Here is a 19,063-nt window from a genome sequence, read left to right as displayed (position 1 = left end):
CCCGGCGAAGTCGTCCACCTCAGCACTGTTTGGGACGCCAGAAAAAACCACTCACCGATAATCAAGGTGTTTGTCAGCAATCTGATGGCCGACGATAGTCGGCCATTTTTTATGGTGAAGGCGGTGAGCTTCAGGGGGCCGGATGATGGCGGCCGCAGGGGACGATCAGCGGGGTGTGGGAGACTGGGTCGTCGATGATGACGCAGGCCATGCCGAACACCGCCTGCACCAGTTCGGCGGTGATGATATCGACGGGCGTGCCCTGGGCCATCACGGCGCCGGCGCGCATCACGATCAGGTGGTCGGCGTAGCGGCAGGCCTGATTGAGGTCGTGCAATACCGCCACCAGCGTGCGGTCATGCTGCTGATTCAGTTCACGGAACAGGTCCAGCAGGTCGATTTGATGGGCGATATCCAGCCAGGTGGTGGGTTCGTCCAGCAACAACAACGGCGTTTGCTGCGCCAGTACCATGGCGATCCAGACTCGCTGGCGCTGCCCGCCGGAGAGCTCGTCTACGCTGCGCTCCGCCAGTTCGCTAACGTTGGTGGCTGTCATCGCTTGTTCCACCGCCGTCTGGTCCGCGTTGCTCCACTGGCGCAGCAGCGTCTGGTGCGGGTAGCGTCCGCGCGCCACCAGATCCATCACCGTGATGTTGTCCGGCACGATGGCGTGCTGCGGCAATAGCCCCAGTTGCCGGGCCAGCGTTTTGGTGGGAATGCGGTGGATACTGGTGCCGTCCAGCAAAACATCGCCCGCCATCGGTTTCAGCAGGCGGCACAGCGCGCGCAGCAGGGTGGACTTGCCGCAGGCGTTGGGGCCGATGATCACGCTGAATTTACCGGCCGGGATCGCCACGCTCAAATCCCGGGCGATGATTTTGTTGTCGTAGCCCAGCGTCAACTGCTCGGCGTGCAAAAGGTGTGTCATCAGAATCACTCTTTACAGACAAATTAACGTTGCTGATTACCGGCGTGATTCACGGATCAGCAGCCAGATCAGATACAACCCGCCGATGCTGACCGTCACCGAGCCCACCGGCAACTGCCGGCCGGTAAACAGATGCTGGGCGACGATATCGGCCGTCAGCAACAGCAGGCCGCCCACCAGCGCGGCGGCGCATAACGGCACCGTGCTGGCGCGGGTCAGACGGCGCGCAATCTGCGGCGCCGCCAACGCGATAAAGGAAATCGGTCCGGCGCTGGCGGTCACCACCGCAATCAGCACGATGCCGCACAGCATCAGCCACAACCGGCTGGCCTCCGCATTGACGCCCAACGCCCGGGCGCTGTCGTCGCCCATTTCCAACAGTTGCAAACGCCGGGCCAGCAGCAGCGTCGCCAGCAGCATCAGCGGAATCAGCAGCAGCGCGGGCGCGGCTTTACTCCAGGTCATGCCGTTCAGTGAGCCGGCGCCCCACAGCGCGGCGGTCATCACCGTTTCCAGCGCGCCGGTGATCATCAGCCAGGTGTTGAACGCCGACAGTATCGCGCTGACCGCGATGCCGACGATAATCAGCCGAAATCCGCTGATTCCCCGTCGCCACGCCAGCAAATAGACCGCCAGCGCCGTCGCCAGACCGCCCAACACCGCGCCGCCGGCAATCTGGTAGTAGCTGCCGTGCAACAGGATGATGGTGACCAGCGCCCCGGTATAGGCGCCGGTGTTGAAACCGACGACGTCCGGGCTGCCCAGCGGGTTACGGGTCAGCGACTGAAAAATGGCGCCGCTGACGCCCAGCCCGGCGCCGAGCAGCAGCGCCATCACCGCGCGTGGGGCGCGCCACTGGGTCACGACGGTGACGGTGCTGGCGTCGCCGTGGCCGGCCAGCGCCTGCCACACGGCGGGCGCAGACAGCGGCAGGGTGCCGAGGCTGACGGCCAGCGTCAGCAGCGCTGCGCCGCCCAGTAGCAGCGACAGATTGATCCACAGCGCGCGCAGCGGCAGTCGGCCGCTAATAAAGCCGGCAGGCGCGCGCAGAAACAGGGTTCGGGTAGACATGGCGTGGTCTTCCTAGGACTTGCGCTGACGCACCAGCCAGATCAGGACCGGCGCGCCGATAAAGGCAGTGACGATGGACACCCGCAATTCGCCCGGCACCAGCAGACGGCCGACAATGTCGGCGCCCAGCAGCAGTATCGGCGCGAACAGCAGCGAATAGATCAGAATCCAGCGTTGATCCGGCCCGGCCCAGCCGCGTGCGATATGGGGGATCATCAGGCCGACGAACCCGATGGGGCCGGCCAGCGCGGTGGCGGAACCGCACAGCAGCATCACCGACAACATCGCGACCACGCGGATTAACGCTACGCGGGTGCCGAGCGCGGTGGCGAGATCTTCACCCATACTGAGCGTATTCAGCGAGCGGGCGGCGAAAAAAGCCAGCGCGCAGCCCAGCAGTATGGTGGGCGTCACCCAGGCGATATTGCCCAGCGAGCGAATGTCCAGCGTCCCGGCTTCCCATAAGCGCAGCTGATCAAACGCCAGCGGATTGAGCAACGACAGCGACGAGGTGAAGCCGGACAGCACGGCGCTCAGCGCCACGCCCGCCAGCGTCAGGCGTATCGGGTTGACCCGTCCGCCGCTCAGGGTGCCGATGATCCACACCATCAGGCTGGCCGCCAGCACGCCAAGCCAGGCGAAGCCGAGCCACGAGGCCATACCGGTAATGCCAAAGAAGCTAATGCCCAGCACGATGGCGAAGCTGGCGCCGGCGTTGACGCCGAGGATACCGGGGTCGGCCAGCGGGTTGCGGGTCAGCGCCTGCATCACCGCGCCGGCCGCGCCCAGCGCCATTCCTACCAGAATGCCGGCCAGGGTGCGCGGCAGCCGCGCCTGCAAAATGATGGTGCTGTCCGGGCCTTGCAGGTTGCCGGTCAGACTGTGCCAGACCACTTCCGGCGCGATGGCGCGGGCGCCCAGCATCAGGCTGGCGAGACAGATCAATGCCAGCAGCAGCAGACAGGGAATCACACCGGCAATCCGCCGGCCGGTTAACGATGACAGCGCGCGCGGCAAGGCAGCTGGCGCGGCGGTCTGGGCGGAAAGGGGTGACCTCACTGATAAGAATCGCTTTATTAAAAAATGCATATGATTATTATTATCATTAATGTTGTGGCGTAGCTAGGATAGCATACGGGCTTCGGCAAAGACATTGACCTGAAGCCGGATTGGCGCCATTTACCGCACTGCCCGGGCCGCGAATGATAGCGGCGCGATTCTGATAGCAAGCATTTTGATTAAGAACAGGAATTCAACAAACGCTCATGGCTAAATCTTCTTTTTTTCTCGACTTCAGTTTACTGAAGCAGAATGCGCATTTTCGCGCCATTTTTGTGGCTCGCATGTTGTCGGTGTTTGCGCTCGGCATGCTGACGGTGGGGGTGCCGGTACAGATTCAGGCGATGACCGGCTCTACGTTGCAGGTTGGGATGGCGGTGGCGCTGGATGGCATCGGCATGTTTATCGGGCTGATGCTGGGCGGGGTGCTGGCGGATCGCTTCGATCGCCGCAAACTGATCCTGTTTGCCCGCGGTACCTGCGGGCTGGGATTCGTGGCGCTGAGTCTGAATGCGTTTTCCGGATCGCCGTCATTACTGGCGCTCTACGTGCTGGCCGCCTGGGACGGTTTCTTCGGCGCGCTGGGCATGACGGCGCTGATGGCGGTGATTCCGTTGCTGGTCGGGCGGGAAAATCTGCCGGCCGCCGGCGCGCTGACCATGCTGACGGTGCGGTTAGGCGCGATTCTGTCGCCGGCGCTGGGCGGGGTGATCATCGTTGCGGGCGGCGTGGGCTGGAACTTCGCCGTCGCCGCGGCCGGAACGCTGGCGACGCTGATCCCATTGGTGCGGCTGCCGTCGATGAAACCGGCGCCGGGCAAGCCGGAGCATCCGTTGCAGGCATTGGCTGGCGGGGTGCGCTTCGTTTGCGCCCATCCGGTGGTGGGTTGCGTGGTGCTGCTGGGCATGCTGGTGAGCGTGGTCGGGGCGATGCGGGTGCTGTTTCCGGCGCTGGCGGGCGATGCTTACCACGCCGGGCCGTCGGCGGTGGGATTGATGTATTCCGCGGTACCGCTGGGCGCCATGATAGGCGCGTTCACCAGCGGCTGGGTATCGGGGACGCAGCGACCGGGAAAGATTCTGCTGGGCTGCGCAACGGGCGCTTTTCTGGCGGTGGCGTCGCTGGGGCTGCTCAGCCATTTGCTGCCCGCGCTGCTGGCGCTGGTGTGTTACGGCTACTTTAACGCGATCACCTCATTGCTGCAGTTCACCCTGATCCAGAGCCATACGCCGGATCACCTGCTGGGGCGGGTCAATAGCCTGGGGACGGCGCAGGATGTCACCGGCGATTCGGTGGGCGCGCTGATTCTGGGGCTGATGGGGAAACTGCTGGCGCCTGCGACCAGTATTCTGGCTTTTGGCACTGCCGCCGCGTTGCTGGGCGGCGTGATCGCGCTGCTGGTGCGTCCGCTGCGTCAGTGCCGTTTTGGCGAACCGGCGGCGTCGCCGGATGAAGAAGAAACCGGCGACGCGGTACACGAGGGGTAGGCGGCGCATTACAGCGCCGGCATACCCAGTCCGTCAGCGGGATACCGGCTGGCGGAAATACTGTTCGATCTTGCTTAGCATGTTGCTGGCGCTGTAGTAATCGAGCCGGAAGGTGTCCGGCCCCATCGCCCAGATGCGGTGCTGTACGACCGGCTCAAGGTGGCTGAGGAACGGGTTGGCGATGACCCGATTAACGGTATCGTCGTCGTTGGCGAACAGCAGCAGCGATTGGCCGTTGAGGCTGCCGGCCATGTTCTCGCCGGAGATTTGCAGAATATCCTGTCGTTTACCCATCCGGGTTTCGGTAGGCAGATTATCCGGCAGCGACGCCAGCTGGAACCCCAGCTCCGACAGCAATTGTCCCTGCGCGGACGCGTGCGTCCACAAATTGACCCCGCGACCGTCTTCATAATACACCAGCGCCGATACCGGCTGAGGCGGCAGCTGAATCGCCTGCTTCACGGTCTGCACCCGTTGCTCGAAACGTTCAATCACCTGACGGGCATCGGTTTCGTGACCGATGGCTTCGCCCAGATACCCGGCCAGTTGCTGCCAGCTTTTATCGCCGTAATCCACCACCAGCGTCGGCGCGATGGCGGAAAGCTGCTCATACAGTTTCAGGGCGGAGTCGCCGCCGGTCGCCGCAATAATGATCATGTCCGGCGCGGCGGCGGCGATGGCTTCCGCATTGGGTTCGGTGATGTAGAGCGGTTTGACGCCGCGGGCTTTCGCCTCGGCGCTCCACTGGCGAAAGAACCCCTGATCATCGGCCACGATGGTATTGGGGCTGGTGGCGCCGGAGCCGATCAGCGGCGCATTGATCGCCAGCAGCGTGCCGCTGATGGTCACGCTGGTAGACACGATGCGCTGAGGCGCGTGGGCGAGCGTCACGGGGCCTTTCAGCGTTTGTACCGTGCGGGGCCAGCCCGTTGACGTTGCCGCCGAGGCGCTTTGATCGGGCGAGGCGGCGTTATCGCAACCGGCGAGCAGCAGCATCGCCATCAATCCCCATATCCACATAATGCCGCGGCTGTTTCTATTCCCGGACATACCTGTTCCGGATAGTGCGCCTGTTCCTGATAGCACGCCTGCCGCGCGCCAGTCTGATTCCACCATACGATTACCTGTCGAGCATGAAAAAAAGAGTGCTGCAAGGTTATCGATAATGCGTCTCATAAACAACGTTATCGGCCTAATCATGAATTTATATTAATAATTCTTTGAGTCGAAAATTATCAGTCATACATGCTGGTTTTTTTAGATTGGGTAATTTCATCGGTTTTTTAAGGTAAAAAACGCGATCTGTTATGTGAAGTTTTGTCAGTGATTACTCAAATCTCTGTATCACGATATTAAAAAGTGTAATAACATTAATGTGTCTATCCATTAGGAGAGACAGCAATATTCGTACAAAACAGGTCACGAAGACCTTAAGGCTGCCTTTGACGTCCGGTGTCAGGAGGCTTGCTTTCCTTTTCATTGGATCGTGAGAAGGCGTACCTATCATTATCATGCTCGGAAAACGGACTTATGTCGCAGATAAGAAAGCATATTTCTCTGGGGCGCTGCCTGCTTGCAGCGGGCAGTTTACTGGCGGCGAACGCCGCTTATGCGGATGAAACCTGTGTGGCGGGGAACTGGCAGGTCAGTAACGTCAGTGACATGCCGGCAGCACAGTATCAAACCGAACATTTTGCCTTTCGTTGGAATAATAGCAGTCAGGTTAACCGCAATGACGTGGTTGCCGCGGGCAAGCAGCTGGAGCTGATTTGGGATAAATTCATCAACCAGATCAAATTCCCGCAGCCGTATTGCAACGCGACCGTCAAGTACAAAGCGAATATTCACATCGACCCGTCTTTCGGCCTGAACGGCGGGATTGCCGATGGCGGCACCATGGGAATGTGGATCGGTCCCGGCGCGCTGCTTGACCACTGGGGTCTGGCCCATGAGTTTACCCATGCGTTGCAGGGGCAGACCGGCAGCTTCCAGTCTTACGGCAATCAAAACTTCGTCGGCTGGATCTGGGAATCTCACGCCAACTGGATGGCGCATCAACTGGACGAATACCGCGGCACTTCCGCGCATTGTTCCGACATGCTGGTGAACTATCCGCACCTCTATCTGGGTTCGACCCGCGATCGTTACTGTAACTGGCAGTTCATGGAGCACCTGAAGAACCGCTACGGGTACAGCGCCGTCAACGACATGTGGGCCAAAGCGCCAAAAATCGGCAGCGCCGAACAAAACACCACCGATCCGATCAGCGTGCTGAAGAGCAACATGGGCTGGAGTCAGTCCGAGTTGAACGACTTCTTCGGCGACTGGGCGATGCGCAACGTCAACTGGGATTACACCGACCCTGATGGCTACGATCGCGGCAGCTTCTACCGTCGCACTTACGGCGGTTACGGTGCGGTGACGCCGTCGCAGGGCAACGCCGATAAACTGCTGCGCACCACTGCGCTGGACCCGGTCGGCGCCTCTGGCGTGAGACGCTTCGCCGTGCCGTTCGATCAGGCGCCGCAGCGCTGGGGCTACAACATTGTGCGCCTGATTCCGGATAGCGGCGCCACCAAGGTGACCGTGTCGTTCCAGGGCGTGGTGCAGAGCGCGCCGGCGGTTAATAGCCTGCCGGGCCTGAAGAACGATCCGGTTTCTCTTACCCAGCCGGATTCCGACTGGCGCTGGGGGCTGGTGGCGATCGACTCCGCCGGCAAGAGCCGTTACAGCGCGCTGCAACGCGGTGCATCGGCCAAAATCAGCAACTTCGCCGTGAAATCGACCGACAAAGGGTTGTATCTGGTGGTGATGGGCTCGCCGTCGCAAATGCACCAGATTACCTGGGATCAGGCTTACTACTCGCTGTACCGCTACCCGTGGACGGTGGATCTGACCAACGCCTGGGCGGAAGGTTCGCAGCCGAACGCGCCGACGCCGACCGCCAATGGTCGCCGTCACAGCAACGGCGGCGGTTGGGTAGCTAATGGCGCGGAAGTCGCGTCGACCGCTTATGTCGGGCCGTACGCTCGCGTTATCGGCGGCAAGGTGCTGGATTATGCCCGTATCGAAGATCACGCCACCGTTCTGAGCGGCACCGTATCCGGCAACGCCCGGGTCAGCGGTCTTTCGGTGGTGCAGGGCGACACGGTGATCAAGGACAACGCGCAGGTTAACACGGTGTTCAAAGGACCGGGCGCCTTCGAGCGTGGCGTAGTGGTATCCGGCACGGCGCAACTGCGCGGCGATGCTGAGATCCGCGGCGTTTCCACCTCCAGAGGCGTGTTCTACGGCTTCGTTGATGAAAATGAAGTGAAGGACAGCCGGGCCGGCGCCAACCTGACCGACGCGGTACCGGAAGTCACCGAACGTCCGGCCTACGCCAGATGATAATCGGCTGAATAAGCCATCAGCATGAAAAGGGAACAGGGCGACCCGGTTCCCTTTTTATCAGGGACATCATGCGCGGCGGCGTGAAACGGAACCCAGCGCCGTCCGCCATGATACGTAAAGGAAAAGTAAAGGATGAAGCTATGACACACATAAGGACCGTGGCCCGGATGGTCAAAGGCGCGCTGATTATCGGCGGCCTGTTTACGCTCGCGCCGGCATTCGCCGATGAGACCTGCGTGGCAGGCAACTGGCAGGCGGATACCACCGCCACCGACATGCCGCCAGTGAAATACCAGAGCACGCATTTTGTCTTTCGCTGGAAAGACAGCGATGCCGGCAAACTGAACATAAAGGATGTTGAAGCCGCGGCGCAGCGCCTGGAACTGGCCTGGGACAAGTACGTCAACCAGATCAAGTTTCCTGAGCCTTACTGCAACAACAAGGTGAAACTCAAGGCGAACGTCCATCTTGACTCTACTTTCACCACGCTGACCGGCGGTCTGGCGCCCAACGGCAGCATGGGTATGTGGATCGGCACCGACGCGCTGAAAAACGACTGGTCGATCAATTGGGCGATGCCGCATGAACTGGCGCATGCCTTGCAGGGGCAGACCGGCGGTTTCCAGGCGACCGCGCCGGACAGCATCAACTATATGGGCTGGTTCTGGGAAGCGCATGCCGACTGGATGACCCATCAAATGGATAACCTCCACCACAACCTGACCGGTAGCGTGGAAGAGGCAATCAATAACCCGCATCTGTATCTGGGCACCACGCGCACCCGCTATGGCGGCTGGCTGTTCCTGGAGAATCTGAAAAACCGCTATGGCTATAAGGCGGTGAACGATCTGTGGGCCAACGCGCCGAAAGCGGGCGAGCCGGGGCAAGGGACCGCAGATCCGTTCTCGGTACTGAAAAGCAATATGGGCTGGAGCCAGTCCGAGCTGAATGATTTCTTCGGCGACTGGGCGCTGCGCAATGTCGGCTGGGATTACACCGACCCGGATGGCTACAATCAGGGGGCGGTCTATCGTCGCATTCTGGGCGGTTACGAGGCGCAGACTCTCGACAGCAGCTTATCATACCGTCTGCTGCGTACCGCAACCCTGGATCCTGTCAGCAACACCGCCGGCGCACGGCGCTTTGGCGTATTGTTCGAACAGGCGCCGCAACGCTGGGGCTACAACGTGGTGCGGTTGATTCCGGATAACGGCGCCAGCCGTATCAGCGTGAAATTCAACGGCGCAGTGCAGAACGTGGCGGCGGTGAATCGTTTCCCTGGGCTGAAAAACGACCCGGCCACGCTGCAATCGCCGGATTCCGACTGGCGTTGGGGCGTGGTGGCCGTGAATGCGTCCGGCAAAGCGCGCTACAGTGCGTTGCAGCGCGGCGCCAGCGCTTCCGTCAATAACTTCTCCGTCAAAAAAGGTGAAAACCTGTATCTGGTGGTGATGGGTACCCCGACGGACATGCATAAAATTAAGTGGGATCAGGCCTACTACTCGCTGTACCGCTACCCGTGGACGGTGGATCTGACTAACGCCTGGGCCGATGGCAGCCAGCCGAATGCGCCGACGCCGACCGCCAACGGTCGTCGTCATCGTAACGGCGGCGGCTGGGTGGCCGAGGGCGCGCAGGTGGATGAAACCGCCTATGTCGGGCCGTACGCCAAAGTGCTGAGAGGCAGGGTGCTGGGTAACGCCCGCATTGAAGATCATGCCATCGTGCTGGACGGTACGGTGTCGGATAACGCCCGCGTCAGCGGTCTGACGATCATTCAGAATGATACGGTGATCAAGGACAACGCGCAGGCCAATACGGCGTTCTGGCCGCTGGGGCTGACTGCTTCGGGGTTGGTGGTGTCAGGCGATGCCCAACTGCGTGGAGATATCGATACGCAGGATGCGAACATGTCGGTAGCGCGCGGGGTTTTCTATGGCTATCTCAACAACGCAGAACTGCGTGACAGCCAGGCTGGCGCCAACCTGACTGAGGCGGTGCCGGAAATTACCGAACGCCCTGCTTACGCTAAGTAAGTGCTTGGTGGATAACGGCATTCACGCCGATATCAGAATGAAATAACGGGGCGAAAGCCCCGTTATTCAGACTGCTGACGCACCCCATGTTTTGGCATGGGGTTCTTTTTTTGGCGCGACCGGAGGTCGCTGCTCGATATTTTTCCCCCCTTTAACCCTGAAGGCGTTTATCGGGACTGACCGGGGCCAATACCCTCCTGACGACCATTTCACGGTCATTAATAGCTAATAAAAAAGCGCCAGCAGCGCCATCTTCTTCATCTTTTACATTGTAGCCAGCACTGCATCTGCATTTTCGGAACCTCGCCCGTGGTGTATCGGCATACAGCGACATATTCTACGGAAAATGAAGTGAAAGACCGCCGGGCGGGTGCCAACCTGACCGACGCCGTGCTGGAAGTGACCGAGCGTCCGGTATACGCGAAATGAGGAAGAAAATATGACACACATAAGAACTGCTGCGCGTATGGTCAACAGCGCGTTGATTATCGGCGGCCTGTTTACGCTCGCTCCGGCATTCGCCGATGAGACCTGCGTGGCGGGCAACTGGCAGGAAGATACCACCGCCACCGATATGCCGCCGGTGAAATACCAGAGCGCGCACTTTGCTTTCCGCTGGAAAGACAGCGATGCCGGCAAACTGGATATAAAGGATGTTGAAGCCGTGGCGCAGCGGCTGGAGCTGGCCTGGGACAAGTACGTCAACCAGATCAAGTTTCCTGAGCCTTATTGCAACAACAAGGTGAAACTCAAGGTGAACGTCCATCTTGATTCTGCTTTCGGGACGCTGGCCGGCGGTCTGGCGTCCAACGGCAGTATGGGTATAGTGGATTGGCACCGACGCGTTGAAAAACGACTGGTCTATCAAGTGGTCGATACTGCATGAACTGGCGCATGCTTTGCAGGGGCAGACCGGCGGCTTCCGGGCGACCGCGCCGGGCAGCATCAACTATATGGGCTGGTTCTGGGAAGCCCATGCTGAATGGATGACCCATCAGATGGATAACCTCCACCACAGCTTGACCGGCAGGGTGGAAGAGGCAGTCAATAACCCGCATCTGTATCTTGGCACCTCGCGCACCCGGTATGGCGGCTGGCTGTTCCTGGAGAATCTGAAAAACCGTTATGGCTACCAGGCGGTGAACGATCTGTGGGCCAAAGCGCCGAAAGCGGGCGATCCGGAGCAGGGGACGGCGGACCCATTCTCGGTACTGAAAAGCAACATGGGCTGGAGCCAGTCCGAGCTGAATGATTTCTTCGGCGACTGGGCGCTGCGTAATGTTGGCTGGGACTACACCGACCCGGACGGCTACAATCAGGGGGCGTTTTATCGCCGCGTTCTGGGCGATTACGGGACGCAGGCTCTCGACAGCAGCTTATCATACCGTCTGCTGCGTACCGCCACGCTGGATCCTGTCGGCAATACCGCCGGTGCGCGGCGTTTTGGCGTACTGTACGAGCAGGCGCCGCAGCGCTGGGGTTACAACGTGGTGCGGTTAATCCCGGATAACGGCGCCGGCGGTATCAGCGTGAAATTCAACGGTACGGTACAAACTGTGGCGGCGGTCAATCGCTTCCCCGGCCTGAAAAACGATCCGGCCACACTGCCGTCGCCGGATTCCGACTGGCGCTGGGGACTGGTGGCGGTAAACACGTCCGGCAAGGCGCGTTACAGTGCGTTGCAACGCGGCGCCAGCGCCTCCGTCAATAATTTCTCCATCGAGGAAGGTGAAAGCGTTTATCTGGTGGTGATGGGCACCCCGACGGACATGCATAAAATTAAGTGGGATCAGGCGTATTACTCGCTGTATCGTTACCCGTGGACGGTGGATTTGACCAACGCCTGGGCGGAAGGCAGCCAGCCGAACGCGCCGACGCCGACCGCCAATGGCCATCGTCATCGTAACGGCGGCGGCTGGGTGGCCGAGGGCGCGCAGGTGGATGAAACCGCCTATGTCGGGCCGCACGCCAAAGTGCTGGGCGGCAGGGTGCTGGGTAACGCTCGCATTGAAGATCATGCCATCGTGCTGGATGGTACGGTGTCGGATAACGCCCGCGTCAGCGGTCTGACGATCATTCAGAATGATACGGTGATCAAGGACAACGCGCAGGCCAATACGGCGTTCTGGCCGCTGGGGCTGACTGCTTCGGGGTTGGTGGTGTCAGGCGATGCCCAACTGCGTGGAGATATCGATACGCAGGATGCGAACATGTCGGTAGCGCGCGGGGTTTTCTATGGCTATCTCAACAACGCAGCACTGCGTGACAGCCAGGCTGGCGCCAACCTGACTGAGGCGGTGCCGGAAATTACCGAACGCCCTGCTTACGCTAAGTAAGTGCTTGGTGGATAACGGCGTTCACGCTGATATCAGAATGAAATAACGGGGCGAAAGCCCCGTTATTCAATCCTTTCGAGCCGCCTGCATGGCGGCGCTCTTCACACTGCTCGCGTGATAAACAGCGGGTGTGACGCAGCGGGTTACTGTCCGTTCCAGGCACGAATTTGCCGATCGCGTACTTGCAGTTTCTGTTCCGGCGCCAGCTTGTTGTAGTCGCTGCTGAGGCCGCTTTCCCAGTCGCCGTAAAGCGGGTTAGGCAGTACGATGAATTGCGTACCGAATTTCGCCTGATTATTGCTGACGAATGCCCGACGCGCGGTATTGTCCTGATGGTAGGTTGCCGCACCGAAGTCGTTCAGGTTGTCTCCCACGTACAGCACAATGTCATTGCCCTGAGCGACGATATCATCAAAGCGCGCCTGCTTGTTGCTGTTGCCCTTGCTTAACCACAGCGTCTGGTCGTTCACGTTCGGAAAACCGAGTTTGACCAGGTTGTCGCGCGTATCGCTCGCTTCGATAATCAGCCGGTTGGACACATAAAAAATCTGGCCGCCATGACTGTCGACATAACGGGCGAACTCCACCGCACCCGGTACGGCCAGCGCCTGACGGGCCTGAGACCAGCGGTTCCAACTGAGCGGGCTGAATGATTTATGTTCTTTGGCCTGCCAGCCGCTGTAGGCGCTGTTGTCCAGCATGGTTTCGTCGATATCGACCACCACCGTCTTTTTCTTGCCCGGCTTGACCGGTGCCGCGTCGAACGCCATCCGCGCGGTGTTGAACGCCTGATAGCATAACGCCTGATATTCACCCGATTGCTGGAACCAGTTCAGGGCCAGCACTGACTGGTTGGAGAGCGTGGTCTGAGCATCCCGAGTCGCGGGCGTGGTGCAGCCGGTTAACGCCAGCACGGCCATCAGGGCGCTGGCGCTGAAAGTCAGCTTTTTCATGGTTCTTCCTTTGTTTTTGGCGAGCAAGGCGAGGGCGCCGAGCTGAAATAGTGCGGTAGTGGTATCGAAGCAGGAATATATCGGGGAGTAAATATGCTGGTTTTATTTGTACGCACTTTTTTAAGAACTGTCACGAATCGGCTCACAGATGGAATCGGCGGGAATCGTAATGACAACGATCCCACTACAGCGACCGTAGCCTGTTGAAATGGAAAATACTATTTCTGAGAGTCAATAAAAATAAAGGAAACTCATAATGAAGGCAGATAACTGACATACGAAGGACATGATCGTTATAGAGTAAATTATCTTTTTCTTAAACGGAAAATACTTCGTTTTTGCAATGTGTTTTATTTGCTATCGATATATCTTGCTACTCATTCTGCCGGGTCTTATTTATAACGGCTATTTATGACGACTTTATATCACCGGGATGACAAAAATGTTTTTTCTTCATCATCGGCCTTAAGACTAAATGGATGGAGAACTCCTGGATAGCGATAGAAACGCTATAAAAATTTTTGGTGACGGTCACAGTAATACCCGAAGGCAAGCAGGGTAAGCCAGCAGTCATAATTTTTTTGGGAAAACCTGGAAATGACAAGGCGTGATAATTACAGTGAATGCGTGGTTTTTCTCTGTATTAACGGTTGTTGGTTTCCTAAAAGTGGCGATTTATGATATGACAAACCAAAGGGGAAAATAAAATGGATGACAAAAAGCATTGTTTCTTGCAGGTGATGATTTTATATCGCTATCATTTATTGGTTTGGTTTTTTTGAAACGAATAACGGCTGTGATATTTGTATTTTTTATAATAACAATCCGCTCTGGCTAAGGATTGAATCCTGACTAAAAAAGCAGTTATGATGACTTCCGACCAGCCAGATGTTCGAGCCGGTATTTATTCACAGTTGTAACATGGGTGTCGTCATTGTGGTAATTAATATGAACCACCCATCTTTCTTTTGCTTTTTAAAAGCACTTACAGGCATGACGCCTAATTAAGTAAAACAGAAACAGGAGATGATATGTTTTTTAAGAAGACAGCTGTTCTGGCAACACTCCCCCTTTGGATTGCGTTTGCGGCTCACGCCGATGATTTTGACAAGCTGGATCAGGCGCTGCCTTCCGGCGTTAACGCCGCGTCGATTGCGCCGGTATTCGATTTCGATACGGACGGTTGTCTGCCCAGCGCCGGTATTAGCCGCAGCGGCCAGCAGAACGGCGGCCTTAACCCGACCGGTAGCCTGACAGGCGGTTGCCGCTGGTCCACTTTTCTGGACAAATCCAACACGTTGCACCGCTACGCCTGCGTCAATAACGGCGGCAACCGCTACTGCGGCCACTTTTACGCGCTCTACTTCCTGAAAGATCAGATTGTGCCCGGCGTCAAGAGCGGCCACCGCCACGATTGGGAATATGCGGCGGTCTGGACCAAAAACGGCACCGTGACGCACGGCAGCTACAGCGCTCACGGCAAGTTGACGACGGCTGCGGCATCCAGTCTCGATAAGCAAAATGGTCACCTGAAGTTTGTGTACCATAAAGACGGCGGGCTGACCCACGCTTTCCGTTTTGCCAAATCAGGCGAACAGGCGGAAAACCCCTACAACACTTTCGTTACGCCGGATATTGTCAGTTGGTACTCGGTGCATGGCGATGGCGTCAGCAATCAGGACATGCGCAACAAAATGAATAGCTTCAACTATGTATCGGCCGATATTCCGATGAAAGATAGCAATTTCCTCTCTAACCTGAACAACGGCAAACCGGGTGATTACCCGAACTTCACGCAGGCCAGCGTGGACAGCTCCCGATAATGCCTCCGGCCGGGCTGGATGGCCCGGCTATTTGTGATTCCCTCCATCTTTTTTAATCATCCTTGCGGCATGCATTACATGCCATTTCGCGTTTTCCCTATTTACGGTTTACGGTACAAACCGTTTCTGGCGTAAACCGTGTGCTACGAATGCCGGTATCAGGGGGACGGATTGATTTATGGTTGCAGACGAGATGTCAGGCGGTAGCCGGCGGAATATGCTGAGTGATGGGTCGATATAAAGATGAAAGATAGGCTTATATAGGAGAGTTTAAACTGACTGGCGTCCCCAGCAGGGATCGAATTTAATAAATAAAATATTGAATTTTAAGTATTTTATTTGTTTTGGTTTTTTGTTTTATACATGTAGTTATACGCATTTATGATAAATTTTATTCTGCCTTACTGAATTAGGACATGGCTGCACTCTGTCTATTTCTCTTGTTATTTTCATTTCTTTACAAAAGATTATTTCGTGAGCTTCAAATTGTTGAATATAGGTGAATAATGGTGAATACAGGTGAGGAGTGGTAAGAACAAAAATAATAAGATCTGTTATTCTTTTTCACACGCCGCTGTTACAAATCCTGCATATTTACATGGTGGCATTAAGATGTAACTCTATATCCATCCAACCGGTTCTTACCTAATCTGAGATTTTCTCACATGGTCTAATTTTATTTATTTTGAGGAAGGGAATGTATGAGTTTATCTATTAATGAAAATAATGACGTACGCCTAATCCGTCTGAAGGATGTGATATCAAAAACAGGGTTGCCGCGTTCAACACTTTACCGCCGAATGAAAGAAGGATTGTTTCCACTGAATGTGTCTATTGGAGAAAACTCTGTGGCATGGGTGGAGCATGAGGTTAATGATTGGATTAATGATAGTTTGAAGAATAGAAAGAGCGTGAAATGAAAATAATTCCTTTTTGTAAAAATAGCCCAGCAATGAATACTATTGCAGCGTATGTTTCGATCCCTTTTGAAACTGATCACGGTGATGGCGGTTTTGCTATTCGGGTGATTGAGATTTACCGCTTATTCAAAATGGAACGGTTATTAACTGAGTTTGAAATGTTGACCGGCTATGGCGCGCCCTGGTATCGGTGCGACGCTGAAGAAATTAACGCATTGGTTGAGCGCGGTACGGCTATCTGTGACGCTGCTCGCCAAGCCAGTCAGGAGGCCGAGCGTGAAAAAGCACAGTGCGAAAGCCTACTTACCAATCTTAGCCAGGGCGCTTTTGATGCAGCTAAATGGCGTATGTCACTTAAAGAAGCATTAAGGCAAACACAGGATAAGGTATTACGGGCGAAAGATAACGCTGAACGGGCACGGTTAATGGTGAATGCACGACAAGGGTTATTAGGACTATTGCGTCCGGTGGTTGAGGATATGTTGAGTAAGCGTATCAAGGGGCTGAGAAATAAGGTAATGGAACAACTACCGATTATCGAGTTGCCCGCTTATACCTATCAGGTTTCATTACACACCAGTGGGTTGGAAGAAAAATCACATATTGGTGCCTGGAAAACAATGGATGCATTACAGTCGGCTATTCAGAAAGTAGTAAACCATTGCCGTACTCCTACAGATAAATATGAATTAAATCACTACGGTGTTGAAAAAACGGAATTATATCGGTGTTATTACAGCGCTGATGGTGAGCTATTTCGTCAATTAATGCCGGTTGCCGATTATGTAGATTCTATGTTGCCTGGCAAAGTTGCTTTTTCTAAGAAGAACAGGTTAATGAAAAGCGATATCTAATCAAATTCATCTCTCAATTTAAAAAGGAAATAACCATGATTCACGTTAATGCTCCGGCATTGGCGGGGGAGTTTCATCGAAATTTTACCCGTGGTGTGCAATTTATTAATAAGGAAAAAGGCAGCTTTACTATTTCGGCTGGTGCTGAGAAACAGTTGCGTATCGCGCTGATGGAATCGGGCTGGATGATGCAGGGCATTACCTTGCTTGATGTGGATGACGGGGCCGGGCAGGCGATTACGCTCGGTGATAATAGCCTGCATACCGGGCGCAGTCTTAACGGGCGTTTTAACAAACCGCTGGCAGTGAATGGCACCCCTTATGTTTTGGTTGAAACGGATACGTGCGCGTCGCTCAGTTATCACCAGATGTCTGCCATTGCCAATTTGGGAGGCATTGAACACTTTACCCGTGTGGTATCTGATTTCTTCGATCGTGTGATGGCATTGGATATCCTGCGCATCGGCTTTAATGGTGCCTTCATTTCACCGGAAACCCGCCCCGAAAAATATCCCAGAGGTCAGGATGTCAACCTGGGCTGGCACGCGCTGGCCAAGCAGTTCAACGGCGGCTCTCAGGTTCTGACGGATGCCTTTACGCTGGGGCCGGGAGGGCATTTCCCCCATCTGGATGCACTGGCAAACCATTTAATCACTGAAAAAATTCCAGAAGGTTTTCGGGATGATCCGCGCCTGGTGGTGTTGGTCGGGGCAGAACTGGCGGCAATGGAACGGTTACGACTGTTCATGATGGCAGACAAACCTGCTGATACTGCTGCTGCACAGATGGCGACCAGCTCTGTAGCCGGGCGCTTTGCCTTTGTACCGCCATTTATGCCGGGAAAACGCCTGGCTGTTACCACTCTGGACAATTTACACGTCTACACGCAGATGAATACCCGTTATTTCCGAGCGGCCTTTATCGATGACCGCAAGGTTTATGAGCATAGCTATTTGCGTAATGAAGGTTATGCGCTGGGGGATGGGTACTTATATGCCGCTGCTGATGAAAACGCCGTGACGTTAGTGCAGTGAGGACGGGATGAACGATTCACAGTTAAGTACGGGGTGGTTTTGTGTTGCCACGCAAGGGGCAACGATTGACGGGCGTTACATTGAGCCGGAATGGCTTATCGATATGGCACAAACCTACGATCCCAAGCGCTATACCGCGTTGATTTGGGAAGAGCACCGGCGTGATGCGGATAACCTGGGGGAAGTGCTTGCGGCCCGGCATGAAATCCATCAGGGGGAGATGCGTTTATATGTGCGTATCCGGCCAACGGCCAGATTGGTGCGCTACAACGAGAACGGGCAAAAACTGTTTTGCTCGATTGAAGTCGCTGAGGATTTTCCGTCAGAAGGGCGCTTTTATCTCAGTGGGTTGGCTGTTACTGACAGCCCAGCCAGTGGAGGAACATCCCGGCTGAGTTTTAGTCGTAATCGAGCGTATTTCTCGCGTCGGGGGAAACCGATCCACTGTAGTCGGCCTGTTCCTTGTCATTTTTCGTTGTCGCCATCTGGCTGGTTTGCCGCCATTTCCGGGGGCTGAGGCGGGGCCAAAAAATACCCGGTGCGGTGGTTGCACCGGGTATCTCTGACGTATCAGGAGTGTCTCATCCATGAGAACAGGAAGGACTATGTACGCGATAACGTTTCCCGTCAATCACGGGAATTCGGATAAAAACCGCTTGCTGTCGCCAGAAAACGCGGGGTATAGTTTTCGCGTTGCCGCAAAATCGGCAACCGGGCGTAGGAACCCGAAACGTTTACAGGCGACACCAGACGCGCCATGCGTCTTTTTTATTGTCGATGCTTTTGCACACCTAGCAGAAATGGCTTTTTGCCATGCAGAATCAATGGTGGGCTGGGCGGGGCAGCCTTCGGGCTGGCCGGTTTCCTGTAACGCCGGTATTCCTACCCCCGCTCAGTCCACCACCCGCAGTGTAGGAACTCAGGTGGTGGGTATTTTACCCAGTTACAGGAGGCTACCTTTATGGTTGCGACCCCTACCCAAACTCACCCTGAATTTGTCTTTCTATTCCTGGCTGTACGCCGTTCAGATATTGATGCCGTACCACACCGTGAAAGCGTGGTGGCTCCCAATGAACAGTGTGCCCGCCGTTTACTGGCGCGTGATTATGTTCTTGCCTTTGCAGGGCGTTTGCCGGTTATCGGAGGCCGCCATGTTTAACGATACCCCG

At 56.2% G+C, this 19,063-nt stretch carries 16 protein-coding genes and 1 pseudogene; 12 read left to right on the top strand and 5 right to left on the bottom strand.

Translation table 11 applies throughout. From position 1 onward, the window contains the following. Nucleotides 1–130 precede the first annotated feature (130 nt). From DXX3274_RS15435 to fepD, 3 genes are read right to left on the bottom strand one after another with little or no spacing between them, the layout of a single operon-like run. Entirely contained in the window at nucleotides 131–928 is a 798-nt protein-coding gene (locus tag DXX3274_RS15435; RefSeq protein ID WP_042860531.1) for an ABC transporter ATP-binding protein, read from the bottom strand. A gap of 36 nt (nucleotides 929–964) precedes the next feature. Next, entirely contained in the window at nucleotides 965–1,999 is a 1,035-nt protein-coding gene (fepG, locus tag DXX3274_RS15430; protein ID WP_042860529.1) for an iron-enterobactin ABC transporter permease, read from the bottom strand. Between the two features lie 12 nt (nucleotides 2,000–2,011). Further along, nucleotides 2,012–3,088 (bottom strand): Fe(3+)-siderophore ABC transporter permease, encoded by a 1,077-nt coding sequence (fepD, locus tag DXX3274_RS15425; protein WP_042860528.1) that lies wholly within the window; start codon nucleotides 3,086–3,088, stop codon nucleotides 2,012–2,014. Between the two features lie 176 nt (nucleotides 3,089–3,264). On the opposite strand from fepD, the gene entS reads away from it, so the two are divergent. Continuing rightward, nucleotides 3,265–4,545, top strand: a complete 1,281-nt coding sequence (gene entS, locus DXX3274_RS15420) for an enterobactin transporter EntS (protein ID WP_042860527.1) — start codon at nucleotides 3,265–3,267, stop codon at nucleotides 4,543–4,545. A 33-nt stretch (nucleotides 4,546–4,578) separates the two neighbouring features. Here entS and fepB read toward each other — a convergent pair whose 3' ends face one another. Next, nucleotides 4,579–5,595, bottom strand: a complete 1,017-nt coding sequence (fepB, locus tag DXX3274_RS15415; protein WP_050569888.1) for a Fe2+-enterobactin ABC transporter substrate-binding protein — start codon at nucleotides 5,593–5,595, stop codon at nucleotides 4,579–4,581. A gap of 480 nt (nucleotides 5,596–6,075) precedes the next feature. Between fepB and DXX3274_RS15410 the strand changes: the two genes are divergently transcribed. From DXX3274_RS15410 to DXX3274_RS15400, 4 genes are all read left to right on the top strand, one after another. Next, nucleotides 6,076–7,935, top strand: a complete 1,860-nt coding sequence (locus DXX3274_RS15410) for an Svx/AvrXca family virulence/avirulence protein (protein ID WP_042860525.1) — start codon at nucleotides 6,076–6,078, stop codon at nucleotides 7,933–7,935. A 143-nt stretch (nucleotides 7,936–8,078) separates the two neighbouring features. Next, entirely contained in the window at nucleotides 8,079–9,974 is a 1,896-nt protein-coding gene (locus DXX3274_RS15405; protein ID WP_042862158.1) for an Svx/AvrXca family virulence/avirulence protein, read from the top strand. A gap of 439 nt (nucleotides 9,975–10,413) precedes the next feature. Then, nucleotides 10,414–10,860, top strand: a complete 447-nt coding sequence (locus DXX3274_RS24320) for a hypothetical protein (RefSeq protein ID WP_238556050.1) — start codon at nucleotides 10,414–10,416, stop codon at nucleotides 10,858–10,860. Beyond that, complete coding sequence (locus tag DXX3274_RS15400) at nucleotides 10,820–12,310, top strand: Svx/AvrXca family virulence/avirulence protein (RefSeq protein WP_238556049.1); 1,491 nt, start codon at nucleotides 10,820–10,822, stop codon at nucleotides 12,308–12,310. Before DXX3274_RS24320 ends, DXX3274_RS15400 begins: the two co-directional genes overlap by 41 nt. Before the next feature lie 143 nt (nucleotides 12,311–12,453). Here the strand turns inward: DXX3274_RS15400 and DXX3274_RS15395 are convergent, their stop codons facing one another. Then, on the bottom strand, nucleotides 12,454–13,263 hold the full coding sequence (locus tag DXX3274_RS15395; protein ID WP_042860524.1) for a 5'-nucleotidase, lipoprotein e(P4) family: 810 nt from the start codon (nucleotides 13,261–13,263) through the stop codon (nucleotides 12,454–12,456). 1,031 nt (nucleotides 13,264–14,294) lie between these two features. Between DXX3274_RS15395 and DXX3274_RS15390 the strand changes: the two genes are divergently transcribed. The 7 genes and pseudogenes from DXX3274_RS15390 to DXX3274_RS24535 all read left to right on the top strand — a co-directional run bounded on the left by DXX3274_RS15390 (nucleotide 14,295) and on the right by DXX3274_RS24535 (nucleotide 19,053). Next, nucleotides 14,295–15,086 (top strand): NPP1 family protein, encoded by a 792-nt coding sequence (locus DXX3274_RS15390; RefSeq protein ID WP_042860523.1) that lies wholly within the window; start codon nucleotides 14,295–14,297, stop codon nucleotides 15,084–15,086. Between the two features lie 701 nt (nucleotides 15,087–15,787). Then, the gene (locus DXX3274_RS23010) at nucleotides 15,788–16,006 is read left to right on the top strand and encodes an AlpA family transcriptional regulator (RefSeq protein ID WP_042860522.1); all 219 of its coding nucleotides are present in this window, start codon (nucleotides 15,788–15,790) and stop codon (nucleotides 16,004–16,006) included. Beyond that, complete coding sequence (locus tag DXX3274_RS15380; RefSeq protein ID WP_042860521.1) at nucleotides 16,003–16,860, top strand: hypothetical protein; 858 nt, start codon at nucleotides 16,003–16,005, stop codon at nucleotides 16,858–16,860. Before DXX3274_RS23010 ends, DXX3274_RS15380 begins: the two co-directional genes overlap by 4 nt. 35 nt (nucleotides 16,861–16,895) lie before the next feature. Continuing rightward, nucleotides 16,896–17,894 (top strand): P2 family phage major capsid protein, encoded by a 999-nt coding sequence (locus tag DXX3274_RS15375; RefSeq protein ID WP_019844051.1) that lies wholly within the window; start codon nucleotides 16,896–16,898, stop codon nucleotides 17,892–17,894. A 7-nt stretch (nucleotides 17,895–17,901) separates the two neighbouring features. Beyond that, nucleotides 17,902–18,411: a GPO family capsid scaffolding protein gene (locus DXX3274_RS23005; RefSeq protein WP_019844050.1), complete on the top strand. Its 510-nt coding sequence runs from the start codon at nucleotides 17,902–17,904 to the stop codon at nucleotides 18,409–18,411. 70 nt (nucleotides 18,412–18,481) lie between these two features. Beyond that, a pseudogene (locus DXX3274_RS24540) lies at nucleotides 18,482–18,742 on the top strand (ash family protein); the annotation flags it as partial. A 113-nt stretch (nucleotides 18,743–18,855) separates the two neighbouring features. After that, the gene (locus DXX3274_RS24535) at nucleotides 18,856–19,053 is read left to right on the top strand and encodes a host cell division inhibitor Icd-like protein (RefSeq protein ID WP_019844048.1); all 198 of its coding nucleotides are present in this window, start codon (nucleotides 18,856–18,858) and stop codon (nucleotides 19,051–19,053) included. Nucleotides 19,054–19,063: the final 10 nt, after the last annotated feature.

It is taken from the genome of Dickeya sp. NCPPB 3274, assembly GCF_000406205.1.
Taxonomy (GTDB): domain Bacteria; phylum Pseudomonadota; class Gammaproteobacteria; order Enterobacterales; family Enterobacteriaceae; genus Dickeya; species Dickeya fangzhongdai.
This window is presented reverse-complemented; position numbering and strand designations above follow the sequence as displayed.

Bases quoted from the DNA above. Each gene is read 5' to 3' on its own strand.
- fepD (WP_042860528.1), bottom strand. From the start codon at position 3,088: ATGCATTTTTTAATAAAGCGATTCTTATCAGTGAGGTCACCCCTTTCC.
- DXX3274_RS24320 (WP_238556050.1), top strand. From the start codon at position 10,414: ATGACACACATAAGAACTGCTGCGCGTATGGTCAACAGCGCGTTGATT.
- DXX3274_RS15405 (WP_042862158.1), top strand. From the start codon at position 8,079: ATGACACACATAAGGACCGTGGCCCGGATGGTCAAAGGCGCGCTGATT.
- entS (WP_042860527.1), top strand. From the start codon at position 3,265: ATGGCTAAATCTTCTTTTTTTCTCGACTTCAGTTTACTGAAGCAGAAT.
- DXX3274_RS15435 (WP_042860531.1), bottom strand. From the start codon at position 928: ATGACACACCTTTTGCACGCCGAGCAGTTGACGCTGGGCTACGACAAC.
- DXX3274_RS24535 (WP_019844048.1), top strand. From the start codon at position 18,856: ATGGTTGCGACCCCTACCCAAACTCACCCTGAATTTGTCTTTCTATTC.
- DXX3274_RS15375 (WP_019844051.1), top strand. From the start codon at position 16,896: ATGATTCACGTTAATGCTCCGGCATTGGCGGGGGAGTTTCATCGAAAT.
- DXX3274_RS15380 (WP_042860521.1), top strand. From the start codon at position 16,003: ATGAAAATAATTCCTTTTTGTAAAAATAGCCCAGCAATGAATACTATT.
- DXX3274_RS15395 (WP_042860524.1), bottom strand. From the start codon at position 13,263: ATGAAAAAGCTGACTTTCAGCGCCAGCGCCCTGATGGCCGTGCTGGCG.
- DXX3274_RS15410 (WP_042860525.1), top strand. From the start codon at position 6,076: ATGTCGCAGATAAGAAAGCATATTTCTCTGGGGCGCTGCCTGCTTGCA.
- DXX3274_RS23010 (WP_042860522.1), top strand. From the start codon at position 15,788: ATGAGTTTATCTATTAATGAAAATAATGACGTACGCCTAATCCGTCTG.
- DXX3274_RS23005 (WP_019844050.1), top strand. From the start codon at position 17,902: ATGAACGATTCACAGTTAAGTACGGGGTGGTTTTGTGTTGCCACGCAA.
- DXX3274_RS15390 (WP_042860523.1), top strand. From the start codon at position 14,295: ATGTTTTTTAAGAAGACAGCTGTTCTGGCAACACTCCCCCTTTGGATT.
- fepB (WP_050569888.1), bottom strand. From the start codon at position 5,595: ATGTCCGGGAATAGAAACAGCCGCGGCATTATGTGGATATGGGGATTG.
- fepG (WP_042860529.1), bottom strand. From the start codon at position 1,999: ATGTCTACCCGAACCCTGTTTCTGCGCGCGCCTGCCGGCTTTATTAGC.